This is a genomic window from Nonomuraea sp. NPDC049141, from assembly GCF_040648415.1.
In the GTDB taxonomy this organism is placed as follows: domain Bacteria; phylum Actinomycetota; class Actinomycetes; order Streptosporangiales; family Streptosporangiaceae; genus Nonomuraea.
The window spans coordinates 440,691-460,282 of sequence record NZ_JBEZDR010000004.1 but is presented as its reverse complement, the minus strand read 5'-3'; the positions used below and the strand labels follow the sequence as shown (position 1 = coordinate 460,282).

Here is a 19,592-nt window from a genome sequence, read left to right as displayed (position 1 = left end):
GAAGGACGCCAGACATGTGGACATGGGATGACATCCCCGACTAGTCCGGACGGCTGGCCGTGATTACCGGCGCCAACAGCGGCATCGGCTACGTCACGGCCCGCGAGCTCGCCCGCCACGGCGCCCACGTGGTGCTGGCCTGCCGCAACCCCGAACGCGGCCGGGACGCGGCCGATCGCCTGCTCGCCGAGGTGCCGGGGGCGAAGGTCGAGGCCCGCCGCCTCGATCTGGCCGCCCTCGCCTCCATCCGGGAGTTCGCCGACGGTCTGGACCGGCTCGACCTGCTGGTCAACAACGCGGGCGTGGCCATGGTGCCGCACGCCAGGACCGCCGACGGGTTCGAGTCGCAGTTCGGTGTCAACCACCTCGGGACGTACGCGCTGACCGGGCTGCTGCTCCCCCGGCTGCTCGCCGCGCCGGCGCCCCGGGTGGTCACGGTGAGCAGCGAGGGGCAGCGCTTCGCCCGGTTCGACCTGGGCAATCTCAACGCCGAGCGCCGCTACAGCGCTGTCAACGCGTACCTGCAGTCGAAGAGGGCGCTGCTGTACTTCGCCGTCGAGCTGCAGCGCCGGGCGACGGCGGCGGGGCTCGCGCTGCGCAGCATGGCCGTCGCCCCCGGGCTGACCCGCACCAACGTGCTCACCGGCGGCGCCAACGCCGATCGCGGGCGGCTGTACAGAACGTTCGCCTCGCGGCTGGTCCGTCACGTGTTCAGGCCCACGCCGGAGGGCGCCAAGACGTCGTTGTACGCGGCGACGCTTCCCGATCTGCCCGGCGGCAGCTACGTCGCCCCTGACGGCCTTCTGGAGCTGCGCGGCGAGCCCGCGGTCCACCAGCGGCACCGGGCGATCACCGACGCCGCCACCGCGCGCCGCCTCTGGCAGGTGTCGCAGGAGCTGACCGGCGTGCGCTATGACCTCTGAGCGCCCATGGCCTCGATCACCAGGGCCAGCTCGCTCTCGAAGAGGTCCGCCGACGTCATCGCGCCCAGGTGGGGAGCGACCGCGCGCAGATGCGGCAGCGCTTCGGCGTCGACGGGGGCGCGGCCGAGCAGCACGCTGTGCGCGTCACCGGAGGTCTCCCGGTGGACCCGGCCCACCACCACGTCCATGAACACCGTGAACCACCGCGCCGCCTCCGCCCCGTCCAGGCCCGCGCTCCGGATGATCCCGATCACCGTGTCGAACAGCCGCAGCGACCCGGGCCCGTGACCGTGCCGCGCGGCCAGGAGGTCGGCGAAGCCGGGATAGGCGAGCAGCGTCGCACGCAGCTCGCGGGCGAACGCGCGGAGCTGCTCCCGCCACGGCCGGTCCGTCACGACCGGCGGCACCACGGCCTCGGCGACGGCGTCCGCGACGAGCTCGATCAGCGCCTCCTTGTCGGCCACGTGCCGATACAGCGCCATGCGGGACGCCCCGGACTCCTCGGCCACGCGGCGGATGGTCACCGCGCCGAGACCCTCGCGCCGGGCCAGGTCGAGCGCCGCGACGACGATCCGCTCGCGGGTGAGGCTGCCCCATGCCCGCCGGTCCCGCGTGCTCATGCGGTGGACAGTACACTTGCGGACGCTGTCCGCAAGAATTAGGTTTGCCTAACCTTGATGAAGGAGGCGACTTGACCACGACACTCCCCGCCCGCGCGACACTGATCGCCGCGAGCCTGGCCGCCAGCTCGGCGCAGACGATCGTCGTCGCGGCCTTACCTGGCTTCCATCGCGAGACCGGCGCCCCGCTGAGCGCCGTCGCGTGGCTGCTGACGACGTTCATGCTGGCCAGCGCCGTAGCCACGCCGATAGCGGGGCGGCTCGGCGACCTGTACGGCCACCGCCGCGTCCTGATCGCGTCCCTGGGCTTCCTCATCGCGGGCACCGTGCTGGCGGCCCTGGCGGCGCACGCGGGCTCGCTCCCCTGGCTGCTGGCCGGGCGGGCCCTGCAAGGGGTGTCGGGCGGGGTCCTCCCGCTGACGTTCGGGCTCGCCAGGCATCTGGTGCCACCGGACCGGCAGCGCGGCACGATCGCGCTGCTCAGCGCCATGATCGGGCTCGGTGGCGCGGCGGGCATGGTGATCGCGGGCCCGCTCGCCGACCTGCTGGGGACGCCGTCGCTGCTCTGGGCGGGCCTGCTGCTCGCCGTCCCCGCCGCCGTCGGAGCGATCCGGCTGCCGGAGACGCCGTCGGCGGCGGTGTCCGGAGTGGACCTGCCGGGGGCGGCGCTGCTCTGCGGCACGCTGGTCGGGCTGCTCCTGGTGATCAGCCAGGGCGCGGCCTGGGGCTGGACGTCATCGGCGGTGCTCGGGCTGGTGGCGGCGACGGTCGCGCTGGCGGCCGGGTTCGTGTGGGTGCAGCTGCGCACCCCCGTGCCACTGGTGGATCTGCGGCTGCTGCGGACGCGGGCCATGGCCGTGACGAACCTGACCGCGCTCGTTGTGGGCGCCGCGATGTTCAGCGCCGTGACCTTGTTCCCGCAGTTCGTGCAGACGCCGGTCGCCATGGGCGGCCCGGGCGGCTCGGCGACGACCACCGGACTGGTCATCCTGCCGGTCGCCCTGGGCATGCTGGCCGGCGGGCCGCTGGCCGGACGCCTGGCCGCCAGGTTCGGCGCGGCCGTCCCGCTGCGGGCCGGGTCCGCGTGCGCCGCCGTCACGTTCGCCGTGCTGGCGCTCCGCCCGCCGCCGCTGTGGGAGTTCTACCCCGCCGGGCTGCTGCTCGGGATCGGGTACGGCCTGGCGTTCGCGTCGATGGGCCTGCTGGTCGTGGCGGCGGCCGCGGCCGACCAGACCGGTGTGGCCACGGGCGTCAACACCATCGCCCGCACCGTCGGCGGGGCGGCCGGGGCGCAGGTCGCTTCCGCCATCCTGGCCGCCACGGCCACCGCTCACGTGCCCACGCTCAGGGGTTACACGATCGCGTTCTGGACGTTCGCCGCGATCGCCCTGCTCGCCGTGGTCACCGCGGCCCTGATCCCGGCGCCGGCCGTACGGGAGAGCGAGGTCGCGGGACGGTAGTCCCACCGTACGGCCGTGCCGTTCGTGCCCGGCGGGACGGCGCTAGGCACGGCGGGCGCGGGCGAGGAGCCAGAGCAGGAGCGGCGCCCCGAGCACGCCGGTGACCACGCCGACGGGCAGTTCCACGTCCGGGATGACGCGGCGCGCCAGGAGATCGGCCGCCAGCACCACGAACGCCCCGGCCAGCGCCGAGGCGAGCGGCGGCGGCCAGGCGGTGCGGGCCAGGCGCTGGGCGATCTGCGGAGCGGCCAGCGCCACGAACGCGATCGGCCCCGCGGCGGCCGTGCCGAAGGCGACCAGCGCGACGCCCACCAGCAGCAGCGTCAGCCGCGCCCGCTGCACCGGCGCGCCGAGCACCACGGCCACCTCGTCGCCGAGCTGCAGCGCCCGGCTCCAGCGGCCAAGGAGCAGGGCGACGGGCACGAGCACGGCCAGGGCGACCGCCAGCGGCACGGCCTGGCTCCAGGTGCGGCCGTTGAGGTTGCCCCAGAGCCAGCCGAGCGCGGCCTGCGCCTGGAAGGTGTCGCTGGTGACCATGAGATATTCGGTGGCGCTGGTGAAGATCCACGACAGGCCGATGCCGACCAGCACGATCCGGTACCCGGTGGTGCCGCGCCGCCAGGCGAACAGGTACGTGAGCAGCGCCGCGAGCACCGCCCCCGTGAAGCCGAGCACCTGCGTGCCGGGCCCGGACCCGACGCCGAGGACGATCCCGGCCACCACGGCGACGCCCGCCCCCTGGGTGACGCCGATCATGTCGGGGCTGGCCAGCGGGTTGCGGGTCATGGTCTGGAACAGGGCGCCGGACAGCCCGAAGGCGGCGCCGGTGAGCAGCCCGGTCAGCGCCCTGGGCAGGCGCAGCTCCCGTACGACGAACAGGGTGCCCTGGTCGCCGGTGCCGAGCAGGGACTGGACGACCTCGCCGAGGCCGAGCGGGAACTCGCCCAGCCCGATGCCGAGGCAGAAGACCAGGAACGTCGCGGTGGCCAGGACCAGGCACACCACGAAGACGCGCGGGCGCAGCACCCAGGACACGGGCGGCGTCGAGAGGCGGAAGGTGAGCTGGCCCATCACAGCTCCGCCAGCCGCTGCCGGCGGGCCAGCACGACGAAGAACGGCCCGCCGATGAAGGCGACCAGCAGCCCGGCCTGCACCTCGATCGGCGGCACCACGAGGCGGCCCAGGATGTCGGCGGCCAGCAGCAGGCACGGCGCGAGCAGCGCCGACAGGGGCAGCAGCAGCCGGTGGTCGGTCTCGGCGCCGGCCCGCCGGGCCACGGCCCGCGCGAGATGCGGCACCACCAGGCCGACGAAGACGACGGGGCCGATGGCCGCGACCGCGGCGCCGGTCAGCAGCATCACGGCCGCCGCGCCCTGCAGGCGGACCAGGCCCACCCGGCGGCCCAGCCCGCGGGCCACGTCGTCGCCGAGCGCGAGGCTGTTGAGCGCGGGCGCGCAGGCGAGCGCCAGCACGGCGCCCGCCAGGATGAACGGCAGCAACTGCGGCAGCACGCCGGAGCCGTGCCCGGACAGCGACCCGGCGGACCAGAACCGGTAGCGGTTCAGCGATTCGGGATCGACGAGCACGATGGCGCTGGTCACCGAGCTGAGCAGGAACGTGACGGCCACCCCGGCCAGGGCCAGCTTGACCGGCGTCATCCCGTCGCGGCCCAGCCCGGCCATCGCGTACACCACGACGCTCGCCACCAGCGCGCCCGCGAACGCGAACCACACGAACCCGGACAGCGCGCTGATACCGAGCACGCCCATGGAGATCACCACACCGAACGCCGCCCCCGCGCTGACGCCGAGCACTCCGGGGTCGGCGAGGGGGTTGCGGGTGAGCGCCTGCATGAGCGCGCCGGACAGGCCGAGCGCCGCCGCGGTGAGGACGCCGAGCAGCGTCCGCGGCACGCGTACGGACCAGATCACCTCGTGCGTCTCCCGGTCCGCGCCCAGGCCGCCCAGCGCCCTGACCACCTCGCCCAGCGGGATCTGGCGGGCGCCCAGGGCCAGCGACAGCAGGCAGACCAGGACGAGGGCGCCGAGCGACGCCCCCACCAGGGCGGCCCGGCGGGTCACGTGGGCAGCCCGACCTCGGTCGCCGGCTTCCCGTCCACGGCGGCCGCGAGCCGCGGCACCAGCGCGTCGAGCACGTACGGCAGGCTGAGCACGGTGAGGAAGGACACGGCGTTGCCGTCGTCGGTGCCCTCCTTAACGAACACCTCGCGCCCCTCCTTGACCACCTTGAGCCCCTTGTAGACGCTGTCACCGTGCAGCGTGGCCGTGTCCTTGTCGACGTTGGTCACGCTCCAGAGGAGCGCTCCGGTGTCGAGCAGGTCGAGGCGTTCGCGGCTGATGTTCGCGCCGAACTTGTCGCCGATGGCCTTGTCCAGGTCGGCGGGCAGCTTGAAGCCGAGCGAGGCGAGGAGGCGGGAGCGCGGGTCCTGGCTGCCGAAGACGAAGTAGCCCTCGTAGACCGTGGCCATCAGGGCGGTCTGCCCGGCGAACTCCGGATGTTCCTTCCGCACGGCGGCGAACCGGTCCTCCACCTGCTTGACCAGCGCGTCCGCCTTGGCGGCCTCGCCCACGGCCACGCCGACCTGCTTGGTCACCTCCTGCCAGGAGATCCCGTAGTCGATGTGCTCCTTCGGCTGGGCCACCGTCGGCGCGATCTTGGACAGGGTGGTGTACTGCTCCTGGGTCAGCCCCGAGTACAGGGCCAGGATCAGGTCGGGCCGCAGTGCCGCGATCTTCTCCATCTGGGGGCCGCTGCCCGTGTCCTTCAGCACCTGCGGGACCGGGGCGGAGCCGAGCTTGGACTTGGCCCAGGGGCCGATCGCGCCCGGGTAGCCGCCGATCCACTCGGTGCTGGCGACGGGCACGATGCCGAGGGCCAGCAGGGCGTCCTGCTCGACGAGGCCGACGGTGACGATCCGCTTGGGCTTGGCGGTGATCGTCGTGCTGCCGTACTTGTGGGTGAGGGTGGCGGAGAAGGCCGACGCCGCCGCCCCGGGGGTCTGGGGCGTGGTGGAGCCGCATCCGGTGACCAGGGTGAGGGTCAGGGCGGCGAGCGCGTACAGGACGCGGGTCATTGCTGGAGACTCCCTTATTCGTTGTGCTCGGCGCGGCCCAGCCGCCAGTAGCCCATGAAGGCCACGGCCCGGCGGTCCATCCCCCGCTCGGCGACCAGATGCCGCCTGAGCGTCCTGATCACGCCCGCCTCGCCGGCCAGCCAGGCGTACAGCGGGCCGTACGGGGACTCCTCGGGCACCTCCCACAGCTCCTCCACGTCCACGTCGACGTCCTCGAAGGAGTCCGGCGTGGGCAGTGGCGGGAGCAGCCGGTCGGCGGCGATCCTGACGGCGGGCGTGAGCAGGGCGCCGCGTTCCGCGTCGTCGCGGGCCAGCCAGGTGACCTTCACTCCGCTCTCCGTCTCGACGGGCAGGAAGTCGTCGGCGCGGGGCACCTCCATCAGCGCCTCGCCCTGGTAGCCGGCCGGCAGCCGTTCGAGGATGGAGCAGATCGCGGGGACGGCCGTCTCGTCACCGGCGATCAGCACCGCCCCGGTGTCGGCGGGCGGGTGGAACTCCAGGCCTCCGTGCGGCCCGGCGTGCCGGGCATCGGGGCCGAGCAGCACCGCGACGTCGCCAGGCCCTACCTCGGCCGCCCAGCGCGCCACGGGGCCGTCTCCGTGGTCGTGCAGGACCACGTCCACGTCCACCTCGCGGGCCTCGGGGCGTACCAGGCGGGCGGTGTAGGTACGGAGCGGGTTGCGCCGCTCGTCGGGCAGCTCGCGCCAGCGCGGGAACCAGTCGGGGCCGGACGGCAGGTGCTCCAGCCCGTGCCCGTCGACCGGCAGGATGAGCTTGATCCGCTGGTCGAACCCGTTGTCGGCGAAGAAGCGCAGGTCCTCTCCCTCGAACGTCACGCGCAGGAACGACGGGCTCAGGCGTGCTAACCGGTTCACGCGTACGTCGAACATGCGAAAGGGCTCGGTCATCCTCAGCTCCACCTCGTTTCGTTAAGGTGAGGCTAACCTAACCGTTGCTGATCGACCAGCCCGGCCCCCGGAAACGGCGAACGCCCCCGTCCCTCCAGCCCGGGACGGGGGCGTTCGCCGTTCCGAGTCCATGTCCGGCGGACTCGGAGGTCTGCGACACGACGAGGGCTACGGCGCCGCCGAGCATCGCCCGCTCCCTCGGCGGCGCCGCGCCCGGCATGCGGACGGAGTACGGAAGCCTGATGCAGGACACTAGGCGGAGCTCGGCGGCGTCGCGACAGGGCCGGACCTAGGGATATCCCTAGGCGCCCTTGCCACCGCTCACGGGCAGAACGTCGAAGTGGACCACCACGCGACCGGTCGCCGGATCCGGGGCGCCGGGAGACTCGACCTCCCGGCGATCGGCCACCGCCCGATACTTCTCCAGCACCTCGAACACCTCGTCGCGCATCTGCCGCGTCTCGGCCACGGTGAGCCGCATCGACCGGCGGCCGAGGCCGCTCGCCTGCACCCACTCCTCGGGGGTCGTGGCCTCCTCCTCGCGCCAGCGCGTCAGCTCGGCGCCGCGCTGCCGGACGAGGTCGTCGAGCAGGAAGGCGAACGCGCCGGCCACCTCGGGATCGGCCGGCGCGTCGGCTGAGGGGGCGCCGTAGGAGAAGCCGCCCGGCACGATCCGCCAGTACTTCTCCTTGCCCTTGCCCAGCTCGGGCACCGTCTCGATCATGCCGTGCCGGGCCAGCTCGCGCAGGTGGTAGCTGGTCGCCCCGGTGTTCTGGCCGAGCAGGCCCGCCAGCCGGGTCGCCGTCGACGGGCCGTGTTCGTCGAGCAGCTCGTAGATGCGCAGACGCAGCGGGTGCGCGAACGACTTCAGCGCGTTCGCGTCGAGCGTCCTGGCGGAGTAGTGCTTGCTCTCCATGGGCGTGCACACCTATCTTTGCAAAGAAACCTGTGCATAGTTTCCCTTACACACTATCGGAGTGGGCCATGCAACGTCTCGGCCGATCGTTCGGCTTCCTGTTGTCCTCGACCGCGCTCTCGAACCTGGCGGACGGTGTGCTCAAGGTCGGCGCGCCGCTCCTGGCCGTGTCCATGACCCGGTCCCCCACGCTGGTGTCACTGGCCGGGGCGGCCGCCACGCTGCCGTGGTTGCTGTTCGCCCTGCACGCGGGCGCGATCGCGGACCGGCTCGACCGCAGGCGGATCATGGTGCTGGCCAACCTCGCCCGTTCGGCCGTGCTCGCGGTGGCGGCCGTGCTGGGCCTGCTCGGGCTGCTGAACCTGTGGGTCGTGCTGGCCGCCGTCCTGCTGGCGGGCGTGGCCGAGGTCTTCGCCGACACCTCGGCGCAGTCGGTGCTGCCGATGGCGGTGCCGCCCGAGCGCATCACGGCGGCGAACGGGCGGGTGCAGAGCGCCCAGATGATCGGCAACGAGTTCGCCGGCGCGCCGATCGCGGGCCTCGTGGTCACGCTGCTGCCCGCCGCCGTCGTCGGCGGCCCCGCCCTCCTGTACGGCGCCGCGGGCCTGCTCCTGCTGGGCATGAGGGGCTCCTTCCGGGCACCCGCCGCGCGGGGCCCCAGGCGGTCGCTGCTGCGCGACATCGTGGAGGCTCAGCGCTATCTCTGGTCCCAGCGGTTCCTGCGGACGCTGGCCGTCTCGGCCGGGATGCTGAACTTCGCCAGCGCCGCCTACTTCGGGGTGTTCGTGCTGTGGGCCGTCGGCGACGGCTCGCGGATCGGGCTGTCGCCCAGCGGGTACGGCCTGATGATGACCGCGCTGGCCGTCGGCGCTGTGGCCGGGTCGATCGTCTCGGAGCGGGTCTCCGGGCTGTTCGGGGAGGGCCGGACGCTGGTCGGCGCCTGGCTGGTGAGCGCCCTGCTGTACCTCGTGCCGGTGTTCTGGCCCGTCGCCTGGCTGATGTACCCGACCGGCGTCGTGTGGGGTGTCACCGGGGCCGTCGCGAACGTGCTGGTCGTCTCCACGCGGCAGCGGCTGATCCCGGCCGAACTGCTCGGCCGGGTCAATTCGGCCTACCGGCTGATCGGCATGGGCGGCATGCCGGTGGGGGCCGCTCTCGGCGGGGTGGTGGCCGAACTGACCGGGTTGACCGTCGTGCTCGCGGGCGCCGCGGGGGTCTGCTTGGTGGCCGTGGGGCTTGTGTGGCGCGCCTTACACGATCGAATTTCTCACCCCTTGACCAGCGCACCTTCCGTTCTCGACACATTCAGATCACGTTAGTCACACTTTGGCCTACCCCGAGATGACATGATTACCCCGAGCAATGAGGGGATGGCATGCGGGAGATCGGCGGACGGTACCTCCTCAATGAGGAGGCCGGTCGTGGAGGTATGGGAGTCGTCTGGCGGGCCTTTGACCAGCTTCTCCATCGTGAGGTGGCGCTCAAGGAGCTGACCCTCAGCGGCGAGGCCGAGATGGTCCGCCGCCGGGTTCTCCGTGAAGCGCGGATGGCCGCTGGGCTCACCCACCCCAACATCGTCACGGTCCACGACCTCATCGAAGAGGGCGGCAAACTCTGGATCGTGATGGAGTACCTCGACGGCCTCTCACTCCACCAACTGCTCTCTCAGGTGGGGACACTGCCCGCGCAGTCGGTGGCTGCGATCGGCGTGCACCTGCTCGCCGCGCTGCGCACCGCGCATCAGGCGGGGGTGCTGCACCGTGACGTGAAGCCCGCCAACGTGATGCTCACCGGCGACCGCGTGGTGCTGACCGACTTCGGCATCGCCACGGTCGAGGGCGACATCCGGATGACCACGTCCCGGCGGCTGCGCGGCACGCCCGCGTTCATGGCCCCCGAGCGGTTACACGGCGGCCCGGCCAGCAAGGAGGCCGACATGTGGTCGTTCGGCGCCACGCTCTACAGCGCCATCGAGGGCCAGCCGCCCTACCCCGGGCAGGACGCGGCCACGGTGCTCGGCATGGCCAGGAGCGGCGGCTACCCGCCGCCGCGCCGGGCCGGAGTGATGCGGCCGCTCATCGAGGGTCTGCTGTCCCACGACCCGGTGCGCCGCTTCACGCCCGAGCAGACCGCCGGACTGCTGGCGGGCATGCGCGCCAGCAGCTACCCTGCGGCGATCTGACCGGCCGCCGCGTTATCTGATCGCCCGGCAGCCACCTGACCGGCCGCTACTCGCCCGCGGCCGGTCGGCTGGTCGCTATTCCTCTTCGCCCCGCTTGGCGCGGGCCTCCGCCTCGGCGGCGTCCATGGCGGCGGCCTCCTCCGGCGTGGGAGCCGTGCCGCCGAGGTGGCGGGGCTGCCACCACACGCCCGGCGGGATCTCCGGGTAGGTGCGCTGAGCCCGGTCCACCAGCTCCGACATCCGCGCGTGCAGGTCGGCGGCGTGCTGGTTGACGTCCTCGCCGCGCTTGGGGTGGATGGGCTCCCCCACCAGGATCGTGATGGGCACGTGCCGCAGGGTGAGCTGCTTGGACCGGCCCTTGGTCCAGATCCGCTGACTCCCCCACAGCGCCATCGGGATGACCGGGACCTTGGTCGCCTGGGCCATGCGGATGGCGCCGTTCTTGATCTCCTTGACCGTGAACGATCGGCTGATCGTCGCCTCGGCGAAGACGCCCACCACCTCCCCCGCCTTCAGCATGCGCAGCGCCGTCGCGTAGGACCCCGCGCCCGCGCCCCGGTCGACCGGGATGTGGTGCATGCCACGCATCAGCGGGCCCGAAATGCGGTGGTCGAACACATCCTGCTTGGCCATGAACCGCACCAGCCGCTTGGACGGCAGCGCGCCGAACCCGGCGAAGATGAAGTCGAGATAGCTGATGTGATTGCTGACCAGCACCGCTCCGCCGGTCCGCGGCACATGCTCGGTCCCTTCCATGTGGAAGCGGTAGTCGAGCACGCGAAAGAGGGTCCGCGCGGCGGCGATCACCGGCGGGTACACGATCTCAGCCATGACCAGAAGGTAGCCTATTCAGGCCGGTCGGACGGTAGTCGGGAGGTTGAGCATGCCCCGCACGTTCCCGTGCCTGGTGCGCCTGATGCCCGCGGCGTCGATCTCGTAGCCGGGCGCGATCAGCCCCGTCAGCTCCTCCAGCGCCACCCGGGCCTCCATCCTGGCCAGCGCCGCGCCGAGGCAGTAGTGGCGGCCCGCGCCGAAGCTGATCAACTTCGAGGTGTCGCGGCCCAGATCGTAGGCGTCGGGGTCGGGGAAGACGCTCTCGTCGCGGTTGGCCGACCCGACCAGCAGCCACATCCTCGTCCCCGCCGGCAGGTCGACGCCGTGCAGGACCGTGTCCTCGGTGAGCCGCCGCGCCGCCCCCTGCGCGGGCGTGTCGTAACGTAACGACTCCTCCATCCACGGCGCGATCGCCCCGCCGAAGGCGGCGGCGCGCTGCTCCGGGTTGCGCCAGGCCCAGTACCAGGCGGCGTTGAGCAGGTGGGTGGTGGTCTCCGAGCCGGCCCCGACCAGCAGGAGCATGAACGGCACGATCTCCTCGTCGGTCAGCCCGTCGTCCGCGACGAGCACGGAGACCAGGTCGTCCCGCGGCGCCTTGCGCCGCTCGGCGATGATCGAGGCGTAGTAGCCGCCCAGCGAGAAGAGATTGCGCAGGCCCTCCTCGGACGGCTCGCTCCCCGGGTGATACCGGAGCAGCCCGTTGTTGCGCTCCCGCACCTCGGCCCGGTCGGACGGCGGCACGCCCACCAGCTCGGAGATCACGTCGAGCGGCAGCTTGGCCGACAGGTCCCTGGCGAAGTCGAACGTGCCCTTCTCCAGGCCCTCCTCGACATAGCCGCGGGCGAGCCCTCTGATCATCGACTCGAGGGCGGCGACGCGGCGCATGGTGAAGCCACGGGCGATGACCGACCGCATGCGGGTGTGGTCGGGCGGGTCAGTGGCCACGAACGACAGCATCGTGCGCGCCTTCGGCCCCCAGACCCCGCTGTCGAGCACCGGACCGTGGTCACTGGAGTAACGGGCGCTGTCGACGAGCGCGGCGGCCACGTCGTCGTAGCGCGACAGTGCCCAGAAGTTCAGCTCGGGATTGTGGTAAATGGGCGCTTCGCGCCGCATTCGGGCGTACACGGGGTACGGATCTTCGTTCACGGCGGCGTCGTAGGGGCTGTAGACGAGTTCCACCCTGACCACGCTAAGACGCTTGTCCTTACAGGGAAACGGGCAGATGTTTCTCATCATGAAGAAGCTCATCAACTCGGCCGAATCCGCGGTCGACGACGCGCTGGCCGGGATGGCGGCGGCACACCCGTCACTGCGGGTCCGCGACCGGGTCGTCTACCGCGCGTCGGGGCCGCGAGCGGGCAAGGTCGGGCTGGTGTCCGGCGGCGGCTCGGGGCACGAGCCGCTGCATGCCGGGTTCGTCGGGTACGGCATGCTCGACGCGGCCTGCCCGGGCGAGATCTTCACCTCGCCCGTGCCCGACCAGATCATCAACGCCACCGAGGCCGTCGACGGCGGCGCGGGCGTACTGCACATCGTCAAGAACTACACCGGCGACGTGCTGAACTTCGAGATGGCCGCCGAGCTGTGTGACGACGTCCAAGTCGCCGGCGTGCTCGTGAACGACGACGTGGCCGTCCAGGACTCCCTCTACACGGCGGGCCGCCGGGGCACCGGCGCGACGCTGTTCGTGGAGAAGATCGCCGGAGCGCTGGCCGAGGAGGGCGCGCCGCTGAGGGAGGTGGCGGGCATGGCGGCGGAGGTGAACCAGCGCAGCCGCTCGTTCGGCATCGCGCTCACCTCCTGTACGACGCCCGCGGCGGGCAAGCCGACGTTCGACCTCCCGGACACACAGGTGGAGCTGGGCATCGGCATCCACGGCGAGCCCGGCCGGAGCCGGGCGCCGCTGGCCACGGCCCGCGAACTGGCCGAGGTGGCCATGGACGCGATCCACGGCGACCTGCCGCTGGAGGGCGATCTGCTGGTCATGGTGAACGGCATGGGCGGCACGCCGCTGATGGAGCTGTACGTGGCGTTCGCCGAAGTGAGTGCCTTCATCGACGGCAAAGGGGCGCGTGTGACGCGGTCGCTGGTGGGCAACTACGTGACGAGCCTGGACATGCAGGGCTTCTCCGTGACAATCTGCCGGCTCGACGACACGCTGACGGGTCTGTGGGACGCGCCGGTCGAGACGCCGGGGCTGCGCTGGGGGCGCTGATGAGCACCTCGATGGACCCTGACTCCGTGAACGGCGACTCGGTGGGCGGCGACTCCGTGGACACGGGCTCAGCGGACGGCGGCTTCGCGGACGGTGGCGTGTTGACCACGGCCTTCTTCGTCGCCTGGTTCGACGACATCGCCAAGCAGGTCAGGCTCCAGCGTGAGCGGCTGACCGCGCTCGACGCGGCGATCGGCGACGCCGACCACGGCACGAACCTCGACCGCGGCTTCACCGAAGTGAGCAAGGCGCTGACCGACTCGCCGCCGACCTCACCCGGCCAAGCGCTGCTGTCCGCCGGAACGACGCTGATCCGCCGCGTCGGCGGGGCTTCCGGGCCGCTGTACGGCTCGGCGTTCCGGGCGATGGGCAAGGCGGTGGAGGCGCCGGTGACGCTGGCCGGGTTCGCGGCGGCGTTCGACGCCGGGGTGGTGGCGGTCGAGCAGCTCGGGAAGGCCGTGCCGGGCGACAAGACCATGGTGGACGCGCTGGTTCCGGCGGCGCGGACCCTGGCGCTGGCCGTACGGGATGGGGTGGGGGTGCGAGAGGCGTTCGAGCTGGCGGCGCGCGCGGCCGAGGAGGGCGCACGGACCACGATCCCGCTGCGGGCCCGCAAGGGCCGGGCCAGTTACCTGGGTGAACGCAGCATCGGACACGAGGACCCGGGAGCAGCGTCGTCGGCCCTCATCGTCGCCTCCCTGGCCACCGTCGCAGCCGCGGCCTCGTGATGGTGGGCATCGTGCTGGTCGCGCACAGCGCCGGGCTCGCGGCGGAGGCGGCCGCGCTGGTCCGCGGCATCGCCGGGCCGAGTGCCCGGGTGGCGGCGGCGGGTGGCACCGAGGACGGCGGGTTGGGCACGAGTCTCGACCTGATCGAGAAGGCGCTGGCGGCGGTCGACCGGGGTGATGGCGTGGTGCTCGTGCCCGACCTGGGCAGCTCGGTGCTGACGGCCCGGCTGCTGGAGGAGCCGGGGCGGGTGGTGGTGGCCGACGTGCCGTTCGTGGAGGGGGCGATCGCGGCGGCCGTCACGGCGAGCGCGGGCGCGCCCTTGGCCGCCGTTCTCGCGGCCGCCGAGGAGGCCCGCGACTTCCGCAAGCTCAGTGGCCCTTGAACGCCTCCCCTGGCCCCCACGAGCCGCGCAAGCTCAGTGGCCCTTGAACGCCTCCTCCAGCCACCACGAGCCGCGCTCCCTGGTGACCTTGGCGTGGACCAGCAGCGGTCGGTCCCTGGGGCCCTTCAGCCATTCGGCCACCCCGGCCAGGTCACCGGCCCCGGTGACCGTCACGGCCGCGAAGCCGTAGCCGGTGGCGATCGCGGCCAGGTCGGCCGGCGGGAACGTGACCGTGCCGAGCGGGTGCCCGTGCGGCCCGAAGTGGTGGACCTCGGCGCCGTACGCCTCATCGTCGTAGACCACGATCACCATCGGCAGGCCGAGGCGTACGACGGTCTCGAACTCGGCGATGCCCATCAGCGCCCCGCCGTCACCCAGCGCGGCCACCGGCAGCCGGTCGGGCTGGGCGAGCGCGGCGCCGATCGCGGTCGCCAGCCCCAGCCCGATCGACTGGAACGCCTGCGTGAAGCAGAACCCCCGCTCGTCGGGTACGTCGAGGAACATGGCCGGGTAGCCCATGAAGTTGCCGGAGTCGACGGCCACGATCCGCTCGGCGGGCAGCAGTTCGTCCAGCCCGATCGTGAGCGTCCTGGGGTCGATCCGCCCGTCGCCGCCCTCGTCGTCGTACCGCACCGCCTGCCACCTGCCCTCGGCCCGGATCCGCCCGGCGACCTCCGCCGACCGGTAGCCGCGCTCAGGGCCGCCCGTGGATTCGAGGGCGTGCAGGGCCGTGGCGGCCGTGGATTCGAGGGCGTGCAAGGTCGTACGGGCCGTGGCGGCCGTGTCGCCGACCAGGCCGAGGCCGACCGGCCGATGGACGCCCAGCGCGCTCTGGTCGACATCCACCTGGACGAGCGTGGTGTGCTCGCCGATCAACCGGCCGTGGCGGGTGGTCCACATGTTGAGCGCGCAGCCCCATCCCACGACGAGGTCGGCGTCGCGGATCAGCTCGGCGGCCAGGGGCGTGGCGAACCCGCCGCTCACGTCCAGATCCCACGGGCTGCCACGGAACAGGCCCTTGGCGACCGCGGAGGTCGCGAGCAGCGCGCCGGTGGCGGCGGCCAGCTCTTCCAGTTCGGCCCTGGCGTGCCGGGCACCGCGCCCGGCGATGAACACCGGCCGCCGCGCCTTCGCCAGCAGCCTGGCCAGCGCGTCGATCTCCGCGGCCGGAGGCGTACTGAAGGCCGGGTCGACGGCGCCGGCCACCACGAGGGACTCGCCGATGAGGCCGCGCCACGGGACGGTCTCCTGCTGCACGTCGAGCGGCAGGTTGAGCACCACCGTGCGCCGCTCGCGGACGGCCGTGCGGTAGGCCGACAGCGTGTCCTCGACCGCCCCGCCGGCCGCGGTGACGCGGAGGGGCACCGCGCCGACCGCCGCCGCCAGCGCGTCCTGGTCGACGTGGAAGTTGGAACGTACGTCCGTCGCCTCGCCGGTGAGCACGATCATCGGAGTACGGCTCTTGGCCGCCTCGGCGATCCCGGTCATGGCGTTGGTGAGGCCGGGGCCCTGGTGGACGGAGACGATCCCGACCTTGCCGCTCATCCTGGCGTACGCGTCGGCCATGGTGGCGGCCCCGCCCTCGTGGCGGGCGGCGACGAAGCGTACGCCGTGCTCCACGAGGGCGTTGGTGACGTGGAAGTTGCCGCTGCCCACCACGCCGAACGCGGTGTCGGCCCCGACCTCGGCCAGCACCCGCCCGACAGCCTCGGCGACGATCATCTCTCGACCAGGGCCAGCACCCGCACGGGGCTCCCGGAACCCCCCACGATCGGCAGCGGCGGGGCCAGGACGACGGCGCCGGTGACCGGCAGGCGGTCGAGGTTGCGTAGCTGGGTCAGGCCGTACTTACCCGCCCCCAGCAGGAACGAGTGGCAGGGGAAGGCCGGGTCGAAGGAGTGGGCGGCGCCCGCGTCGGTGCCGACGGTCTCGACGCCGAGCCCGAGGATGGGCGTCTCGTCGGCCAGCCAACTGGCGCATTCAACCGAGATGCCGGGGGTGTGCGGGCCGGTCTCGTTGGCGTTCAGGAAGGCGGCCTGGTCGGCGGACCTGGCGTCCCAGCCGGTGCGGTAGAGGAGCCAGCCGCCGTCGGGCAGCGGGCCGTTGACCCGCTCCCACTCCTTGACGTGGTCGATCTGGAGCAGGAAGTCGGGGTCCTTCTCCGCCTCCGCCGACAGGTCGAGCACGACGGCGGGCGCCAGCAGGCTCGACACCGGCACCTGAGAGACGTCCTGGCCGTCGCGGCCGGTCACCCAGTGGATCGGCGCGTCGAAGTGGGTGCCGGTGTGCTCGCCGGTGTGGATGTCGTTCCAGTACCAGGCGGGGCCACGGTCGTCGTAGCGGCTGATCTCCTCCAGCCGGAACGGGATCGTGTTGCCGAACGGCTCGGGCAACTGGAGGATCGGTGTCTCGGGCGACAGCGGCGAGGTGAGATCGACCACCTCGATGGCGCCACCGCGCAGGCTCTCCACCAGGCTCCGCAAGATCGACATGTCATCCTCCTTGATGGGCTGGCTGCATTGTTCTATATCGGCCGAACATCTCAAGCTTTGGTCCATTCGGCGCAGCCGGCCGTCTGGAACGCCTTGTCGGTGGCCATGATCGTCACGGTGGCGGGGCCCGCGGGCATCCCGGCCGAGATCACATCGCTGACCTGGGCCGACGCGCTCTTCATCCGGGCCCAGTAGCACTTGGCCGCGCCCGACACGGGACCCGTCGTACGGTAGTTGCCGGGCTGGATGTCCACGCCCACGATGAGCGTCCGCGTGGCGGCGAGTCCGCCCGGCGGAGCGGACGAGCCGACCGGCGCGGACGCGGTCGGACCCGAACCAGCCGGACTCGACGCGGTTGGGCCCAAGCCCGTCGGAGCCGAGCCTGTCGGAGCCGAGCCGGCCGGGTCCGAGCCCGTCGGAGCCGAGCCCGTCGGGCCCAGGTCGGCCGGACTGGACGCGGTCGAGTCGGGCTGGGCTGTCTGCTGGTCGGCCGGCGGGGTCGACTCCTCGATCGTCACCGTCACCTGGGGCGCGGCAGCGGACGAGTCCGTCGTCTCCCCCGAGCCCAGCCCGACGAAGAACCCGAGCAGGAACCCCAGCACGCAGGTCAGCCCGGAGACGAGCAGGATGATCGGCGGACTTTTCGTCGCCCGAGGATATTCAGGAGCCGACTGGTATTCGGGAGGAGGCCCGTACATCACGGGCACCAGCGTCCCACCCGTGTCAACGGTGGAGGTAGTCGACCAGCGACGCCTTCTCCGTCTCCAGCTCCTCGATCGCGCTCTTGACCACGTCACCGATGCTCACGATGCCGACCAGCCGCCCGTCCTCGACCACGGGCATGTGGCGGAAGCGGTGCGTGGTCATGGTCCGGCGCAGCTCGTCGACGTTGTCGTGCGGGCCGACCGTGCGTACCTCAGAGGTCATGATCGCGGAGACCGGCTGGTCGAGCACGGCCGCGCCGCGATCGTGCAGGCGCCGGACCACGTCGCGCTCGGACACGATGCCGGTGATCGTCGTGCCGTCGGCGGAGACGACCACGGCGCCGATGTTGCGCTCGGCGAGCTTGGCCAGCAGCTCGCGGACCGTGGCTTCCGGCGTCACGGTCGTCACATCGCTTCCCTTGCCGCGCAGAATCGTCCCGATGAGCATCTGAACCACCTCGGCTCTCAGTTATCCCGAGCAGTTACCCCGAGCGGGCTCCGGTTATGCGCCCCGCCCGCCTCACTTTCAGGCAAGCAAGCAGGTAGGGAGGCCGTCAAGCATTCCCGTAGGCTGCATGCCGTAAACGGACCTTGTGAAACAGGATGCGTCATGACAGAGCCGCTCAATACCGGCAGCCACGATCTGCCCATCACCGCGGAACTCGCCGCGTTCATGCGGACGGGCTGGGCCGACACCCGGCGCACCGACGTGGCGGCGCTGCCGATCGCGCCCTGGGCGGCCCGGCGCCGCGCCGCGCTCGCCGCCCGCTTCCCCGGCGAGCGGCTCGTCGTGCCGTCGGGGACGCTGAAGGTGCGCAGCAACGACAGCGACTACCCGTTCCGGCCGCACAGCGCGTTCTCCTATCTGACGGGCGCGGGTGAGCCGGGTGACGTGCTCGTCATCGAGCCGTCGGGCGAGGCCACGCTGTACCTCAGGCCGCGCTCGCCGCGCGAGGACGGCGAGGAGTTCTACCGCGACAGGCGTTATGGCGAGTTCTGGGTGGGCCGGCGGCCCGACCTGGCGGAGGCCGCCGAGCTCTACCAGATCGGCTGCGCCCACATCCGCGACCTGTCGCTGAAGGGGCCCGCCAGGGTGCTGGGCGGAGTGGACGCGGCGGTCGACGCGCTGCTGCCGGGCGACGCGGAGTTCGAGAGCTTCCTGGCGGAGCTGCGACTGATCAAGGACGAGTGGGAGATCGGCGAGCTGCAGTCGGCGGTCGACGCCACCGCGCGCGGCTTCGAGGACGTCGTACGCGCGCTGCCCGCCGCACTCGGGCACCCGCGGGGCGAGCGCTACCTGGAGGGCGTGTTCGGGCTCCGTTCGCGCCTGGAGGGCAACGCGGTCGGCTACCCCAGCATCGTCGCCTCCGGCGCGCACGCGTGCGTGCTCCACTGGATCCGCAACGACGGCCGCCTCGACGCCGACGACCTCCTGCTGCTCGACGCGGGCGTCGAGTCCGACACCCTCTACACGGCCGACGTCACCCGCACGCTGCCCCTGTCCGGCCGCTTCAGCCCGGTGCAGCGGCAGGCGTACGAGCTGGTGTACGAGGCGCAGACGGCGGGGATCGCCGCCCTCAAGCCCGGCGCCCGCTTCCGCGACTTCCACCTGGCGGCGATGCGCGTCATCAGCGAGGGCCTGCACGACTGGGGACTGCTGCGCGACTCGCCGGACGCACTGATGGAGTCGGGCCTGTACAGGCGCTACACGCTGTGCAGCAGCGGCCACATGCTCGGCCTGGACGTGCACGACTGCGCCCGCGCGCGATCCGAGGTCTACCTGGACGGCGTGCTGGAGGAAGGCCAGGTGCTCACCGTCGAGCCTGGCCTCTACCTGCAGCCCGACGATCTCACGCTGCCGGCGGAGTTCCGGGGGCTGGGCATCCGGATCGAGGACGACCTGGTGATCACCGCCGACGGCGCCCGCCTGATGTCCGCCGCCCTCCCCCGCCACCCCGCCGACGTCGAATCGTGGATGGCCACTCTGCTGGGCTGAACGGCTACGAAGCGATCACATTTCGTAGCGAGCTGACAACATGTGACCTGGGTCTCATACCTTTTCCTCAAATTCCAGCGAAAGCATCGACTTACTAGACAGCCCGTCAGTAGGGTTACTGCTCCGTAGTCGGC

The 19,592-nt window shown here is 72.2% G+C and carries 20 protein-coding genes; 8 read left to right on the top strand and 12 right to left on the bottom strand.

The features are described from left to right. Positions 1–59 precede the first annotated feature (59 nt). Positions 60–923 (top strand): oxidoreductase, encoded by an 864-nt coding sequence (locus AB0B91_RS14395; protein WP_358318721.1) that lies wholly within the window; start codon positions 60–62, stop codon positions 921–923. On the opposite strand, the gene AB0B91_RS14390 is transcribed toward AB0B91_RS14395, so the two are convergent. Beyond that, positions 911–1,543 (bottom strand): TetR/AcrR family transcriptional regulator, encoded by a 633-nt coding sequence (locus tag AB0B91_RS14390; protein WP_358318720.1) that lies wholly within the window; start codon positions 1,541–1,543, stop codon positions 911–913. The genes AB0B91_RS14395 and AB0B91_RS14390 overlap by 13 nt on opposite strands. Before the next feature lie 71 nt (positions 1,544–1,614). Here AB0B91_RS14390 and AB0B91_RS14385 point away from each other — a divergent pair, with 71 nt between their 5' ends. After that, a complete protein-coding gene (locus tag AB0B91_RS14385; protein ID WP_358318719.1) occupies positions 1,615–3,003 on the top strand; it encodes an MFS transporter in 1,389 nt (462 codons plus the stop codon). A 42-nt stretch (positions 3,004–3,045) separates the two neighbouring features. Here the strand turns inward: AB0B91_RS14385 and AB0B91_RS14380 are convergent, their stop codons facing one another. The 5 genes from AB0B91_RS14380 to AB0B91_RS14360 all read right to left on the bottom strand — a co-directional run bounded on the left by AB0B91_RS14380 (position 3,046) and on the right by AB0B91_RS14360 (position 7,921). Further along, positions 3,046–4,074 (bottom strand): iron chelate uptake ABC transporter family permease subunit, encoded by a 1,029-nt coding sequence (locus tag AB0B91_RS14380; RefSeq protein ID WP_358318718.1) that lies wholly within the window; start codon positions 4,072–4,074, stop codon positions 3,046–3,048. Then, the gene (locus AB0B91_RS14375; protein WP_358318717.1) at positions 4,074–5,084 is read right to left on the bottom strand and encodes an iron ABC transporter permease; all 1,011 of its coding nucleotides are present in this window, start codon (positions 5,082–5,084) and stop codon (positions 4,074–4,076) included. Before AB0B91_RS14375 ends, AB0B91_RS14380 begins: the two co-directional genes overlap by 1 nt. Beyond that, a complete protein-coding gene (locus tag AB0B91_RS14370) occupies positions 5,081–6,097 on the bottom strand; it encodes an iron-siderophore ABC transporter substrate-binding protein (RefSeq protein WP_358318716.1) in 1,017 nt (338 codons plus the stop codon). The genes AB0B91_RS14375 and AB0B91_RS14370 overlap by 4 nt, the downstream gene beginning before the upstream one ends. A gap of 14 nt (positions 6,098–6,111) precedes the next feature. Continuing rightward, complete coding sequence (locus AB0B91_RS14365) at positions 6,112–7,005, bottom strand: siderophore-interacting protein (RefSeq protein WP_358318715.1); 894 nt, start codon at positions 7,003–7,005, stop codon at positions 6,112–6,114. Between the two features lie 301 nt (positions 7,006–7,306). Then, complete coding sequence (locus AB0B91_RS14360) at positions 7,307–7,921, bottom strand: winged helix-turn-helix domain-containing protein (protein WP_358318714.1); 615 nt, start codon at positions 7,919–7,921, stop codon at positions 7,307–7,309. Between the two features lie 68 nt (positions 7,922–7,989). Here AB0B91_RS14360 and AB0B91_RS14355 point away from each other — a divergent pair, with 68 nt between their 5' ends. Both AB0B91_RS14355 and AB0B91_RS14350 read left to right on the top strand, forming a co-directional pair. Beyond that, positions 7,990–9,240, top strand: a complete 1,251-nt coding sequence (locus tag AB0B91_RS14355) for an MFS transporter (protein ID WP_358318713.1) — start codon at positions 7,990–7,992, stop codon at positions 9,238–9,240. A 56-nt stretch (positions 9,241–9,296) separates the two neighbouring features. Further along, positions 9,297–10,103, top strand: a complete 807-nt coding sequence (locus AB0B91_RS14350; protein WP_214637516.1) for a serine/threonine-protein kinase — start codon at positions 9,297–9,299, stop codon at positions 10,101–10,103. Between the two features lie 75 nt (positions 10,104–10,178). Here AB0B91_RS14350 and AB0B91_RS14345 read toward each other — a convergent pair whose 3' ends face one another. Both AB0B91_RS14345 and AB0B91_RS14340 read right to left on the bottom strand, forming a co-directional pair. Next, positions 10,179–10,934, bottom strand: a complete 756-nt coding sequence (locus AB0B91_RS14345; RefSeq protein WP_358318712.1) for a lysophospholipid acyltransferase family protein — start codon at positions 10,932–10,934, stop codon at positions 10,179–10,181. Positions 10,935–10,952: 18 nt separating this feature from the next. Beyond that, positions 10,953–12,119, bottom strand: coding sequence for a cytochrome P450 (locus tag AB0B91_RS14340; RefSeq protein WP_358318711.1), 1,167 nt, complete (start codon positions 12,117–12,119; stop codon positions 10,953–10,955). A 55-nt stretch (positions 12,120–12,174) separates the two neighbouring features. On the opposite strand from AB0B91_RS14340, the gene dhaK reads away from it, so the two are divergent. Genes dhaK through AB0B91_RS14325 form a run of 3 tightly spaced genes read left to right on the top strand, consistent with a single transcriptional unit; the run spans position 12,175 to position 14,266 of the window. Continuing rightward, entirely contained in the window at positions 12,175–13,155 is a 981-nt protein-coding gene (gene dhaK / locus AB0B91_RS14335) for a dihydroxyacetone kinase subunit DhaK (protein ID WP_358318710.1), read from the top strand. 11 nt (positions 13,156–13,166) lie between these two features. After that, positions 13,167–13,883 (top strand): dihydroxyacetone kinase subunit DhaL, encoded by a 717-nt coding sequence (dhaL, locus tag AB0B91_RS14330; RefSeq protein ID WP_358318709.1) that lies wholly within the window; start codon positions 13,167–13,169, stop codon positions 13,881–13,883. Continuing rightward, complete coding sequence (locus AB0B91_RS14325) at positions 13,883–14,266, top strand: phosphoenolpyruvate--protein phosphotransferase (RefSeq protein WP_358319201.1); 384 nt, start codon at positions 13,883–13,885, stop codon at positions 14,264–14,266. The genes dhaL and AB0B91_RS14325 overlap by 1 nt, the downstream gene beginning before the upstream one ends. Positions 14,267–14,299: 33 nt before the next feature. Here the strand turns inward: AB0B91_RS14325 and AB0B91_RS14320 are convergent, their stop codons facing one another. From AB0B91_RS14320 to AB0B91_RS14305, 4 genes are read right to left on the bottom strand one after another with little or no spacing between them, the layout of a single operon-like run. Continuing rightward, a complete protein-coding gene (locus AB0B91_RS14320) occupies positions 14,300–15,988 on the bottom strand; it encodes a thiamine pyrophosphate-binding protein (protein WP_358318708.1) in 1,689 nt (562 codons plus the stop codon). Further along, on the bottom strand, positions 15,985–16,758 hold the full coding sequence (locus AB0B91_RS14315) for a cyclase family protein (protein WP_358318707.1): 774 nt from the start codon (positions 16,756–16,758) through the stop codon (positions 15,985–15,987). Before AB0B91_RS14315 ends, AB0B91_RS14320 begins: the two co-directional genes overlap by 4 nt. 50 nt (positions 16,759–16,808) lie before the next feature. Next, positions 16,809–17,456, bottom strand: a complete 648-nt coding sequence (locus AB0B91_RS14310; protein ID WP_358318706.1) for a hypothetical protein — start codon at positions 17,454–17,456, stop codon at positions 16,809–16,811. A 25-nt stretch (positions 17,457–17,481) separates the two neighbouring features. After that, positions 17,482–17,910 (bottom strand): CBS domain-containing protein, encoded by a 429-nt coding sequence (locus tag AB0B91_RS14305; RefSeq protein WP_358318705.1) that lies wholly within the window; start codon positions 17,908–17,910, stop codon positions 17,482–17,484. 162 nt (positions 17,911–18,072) lie between these two features. Here AB0B91_RS14305 and AB0B91_RS14300 point away from each other — a divergent pair, with 162 nt between their 5' ends. Next, complete coding sequence (locus tag AB0B91_RS14300) at positions 18,073–19,458, top strand: aminopeptidase P family protein (RefSeq protein WP_358318704.1); 1,386 nt, start codon at positions 18,073–18,075, stop codon at positions 19,456–19,458. Positions 19,459–19,592 lie beyond the last annotated feature (134 nt).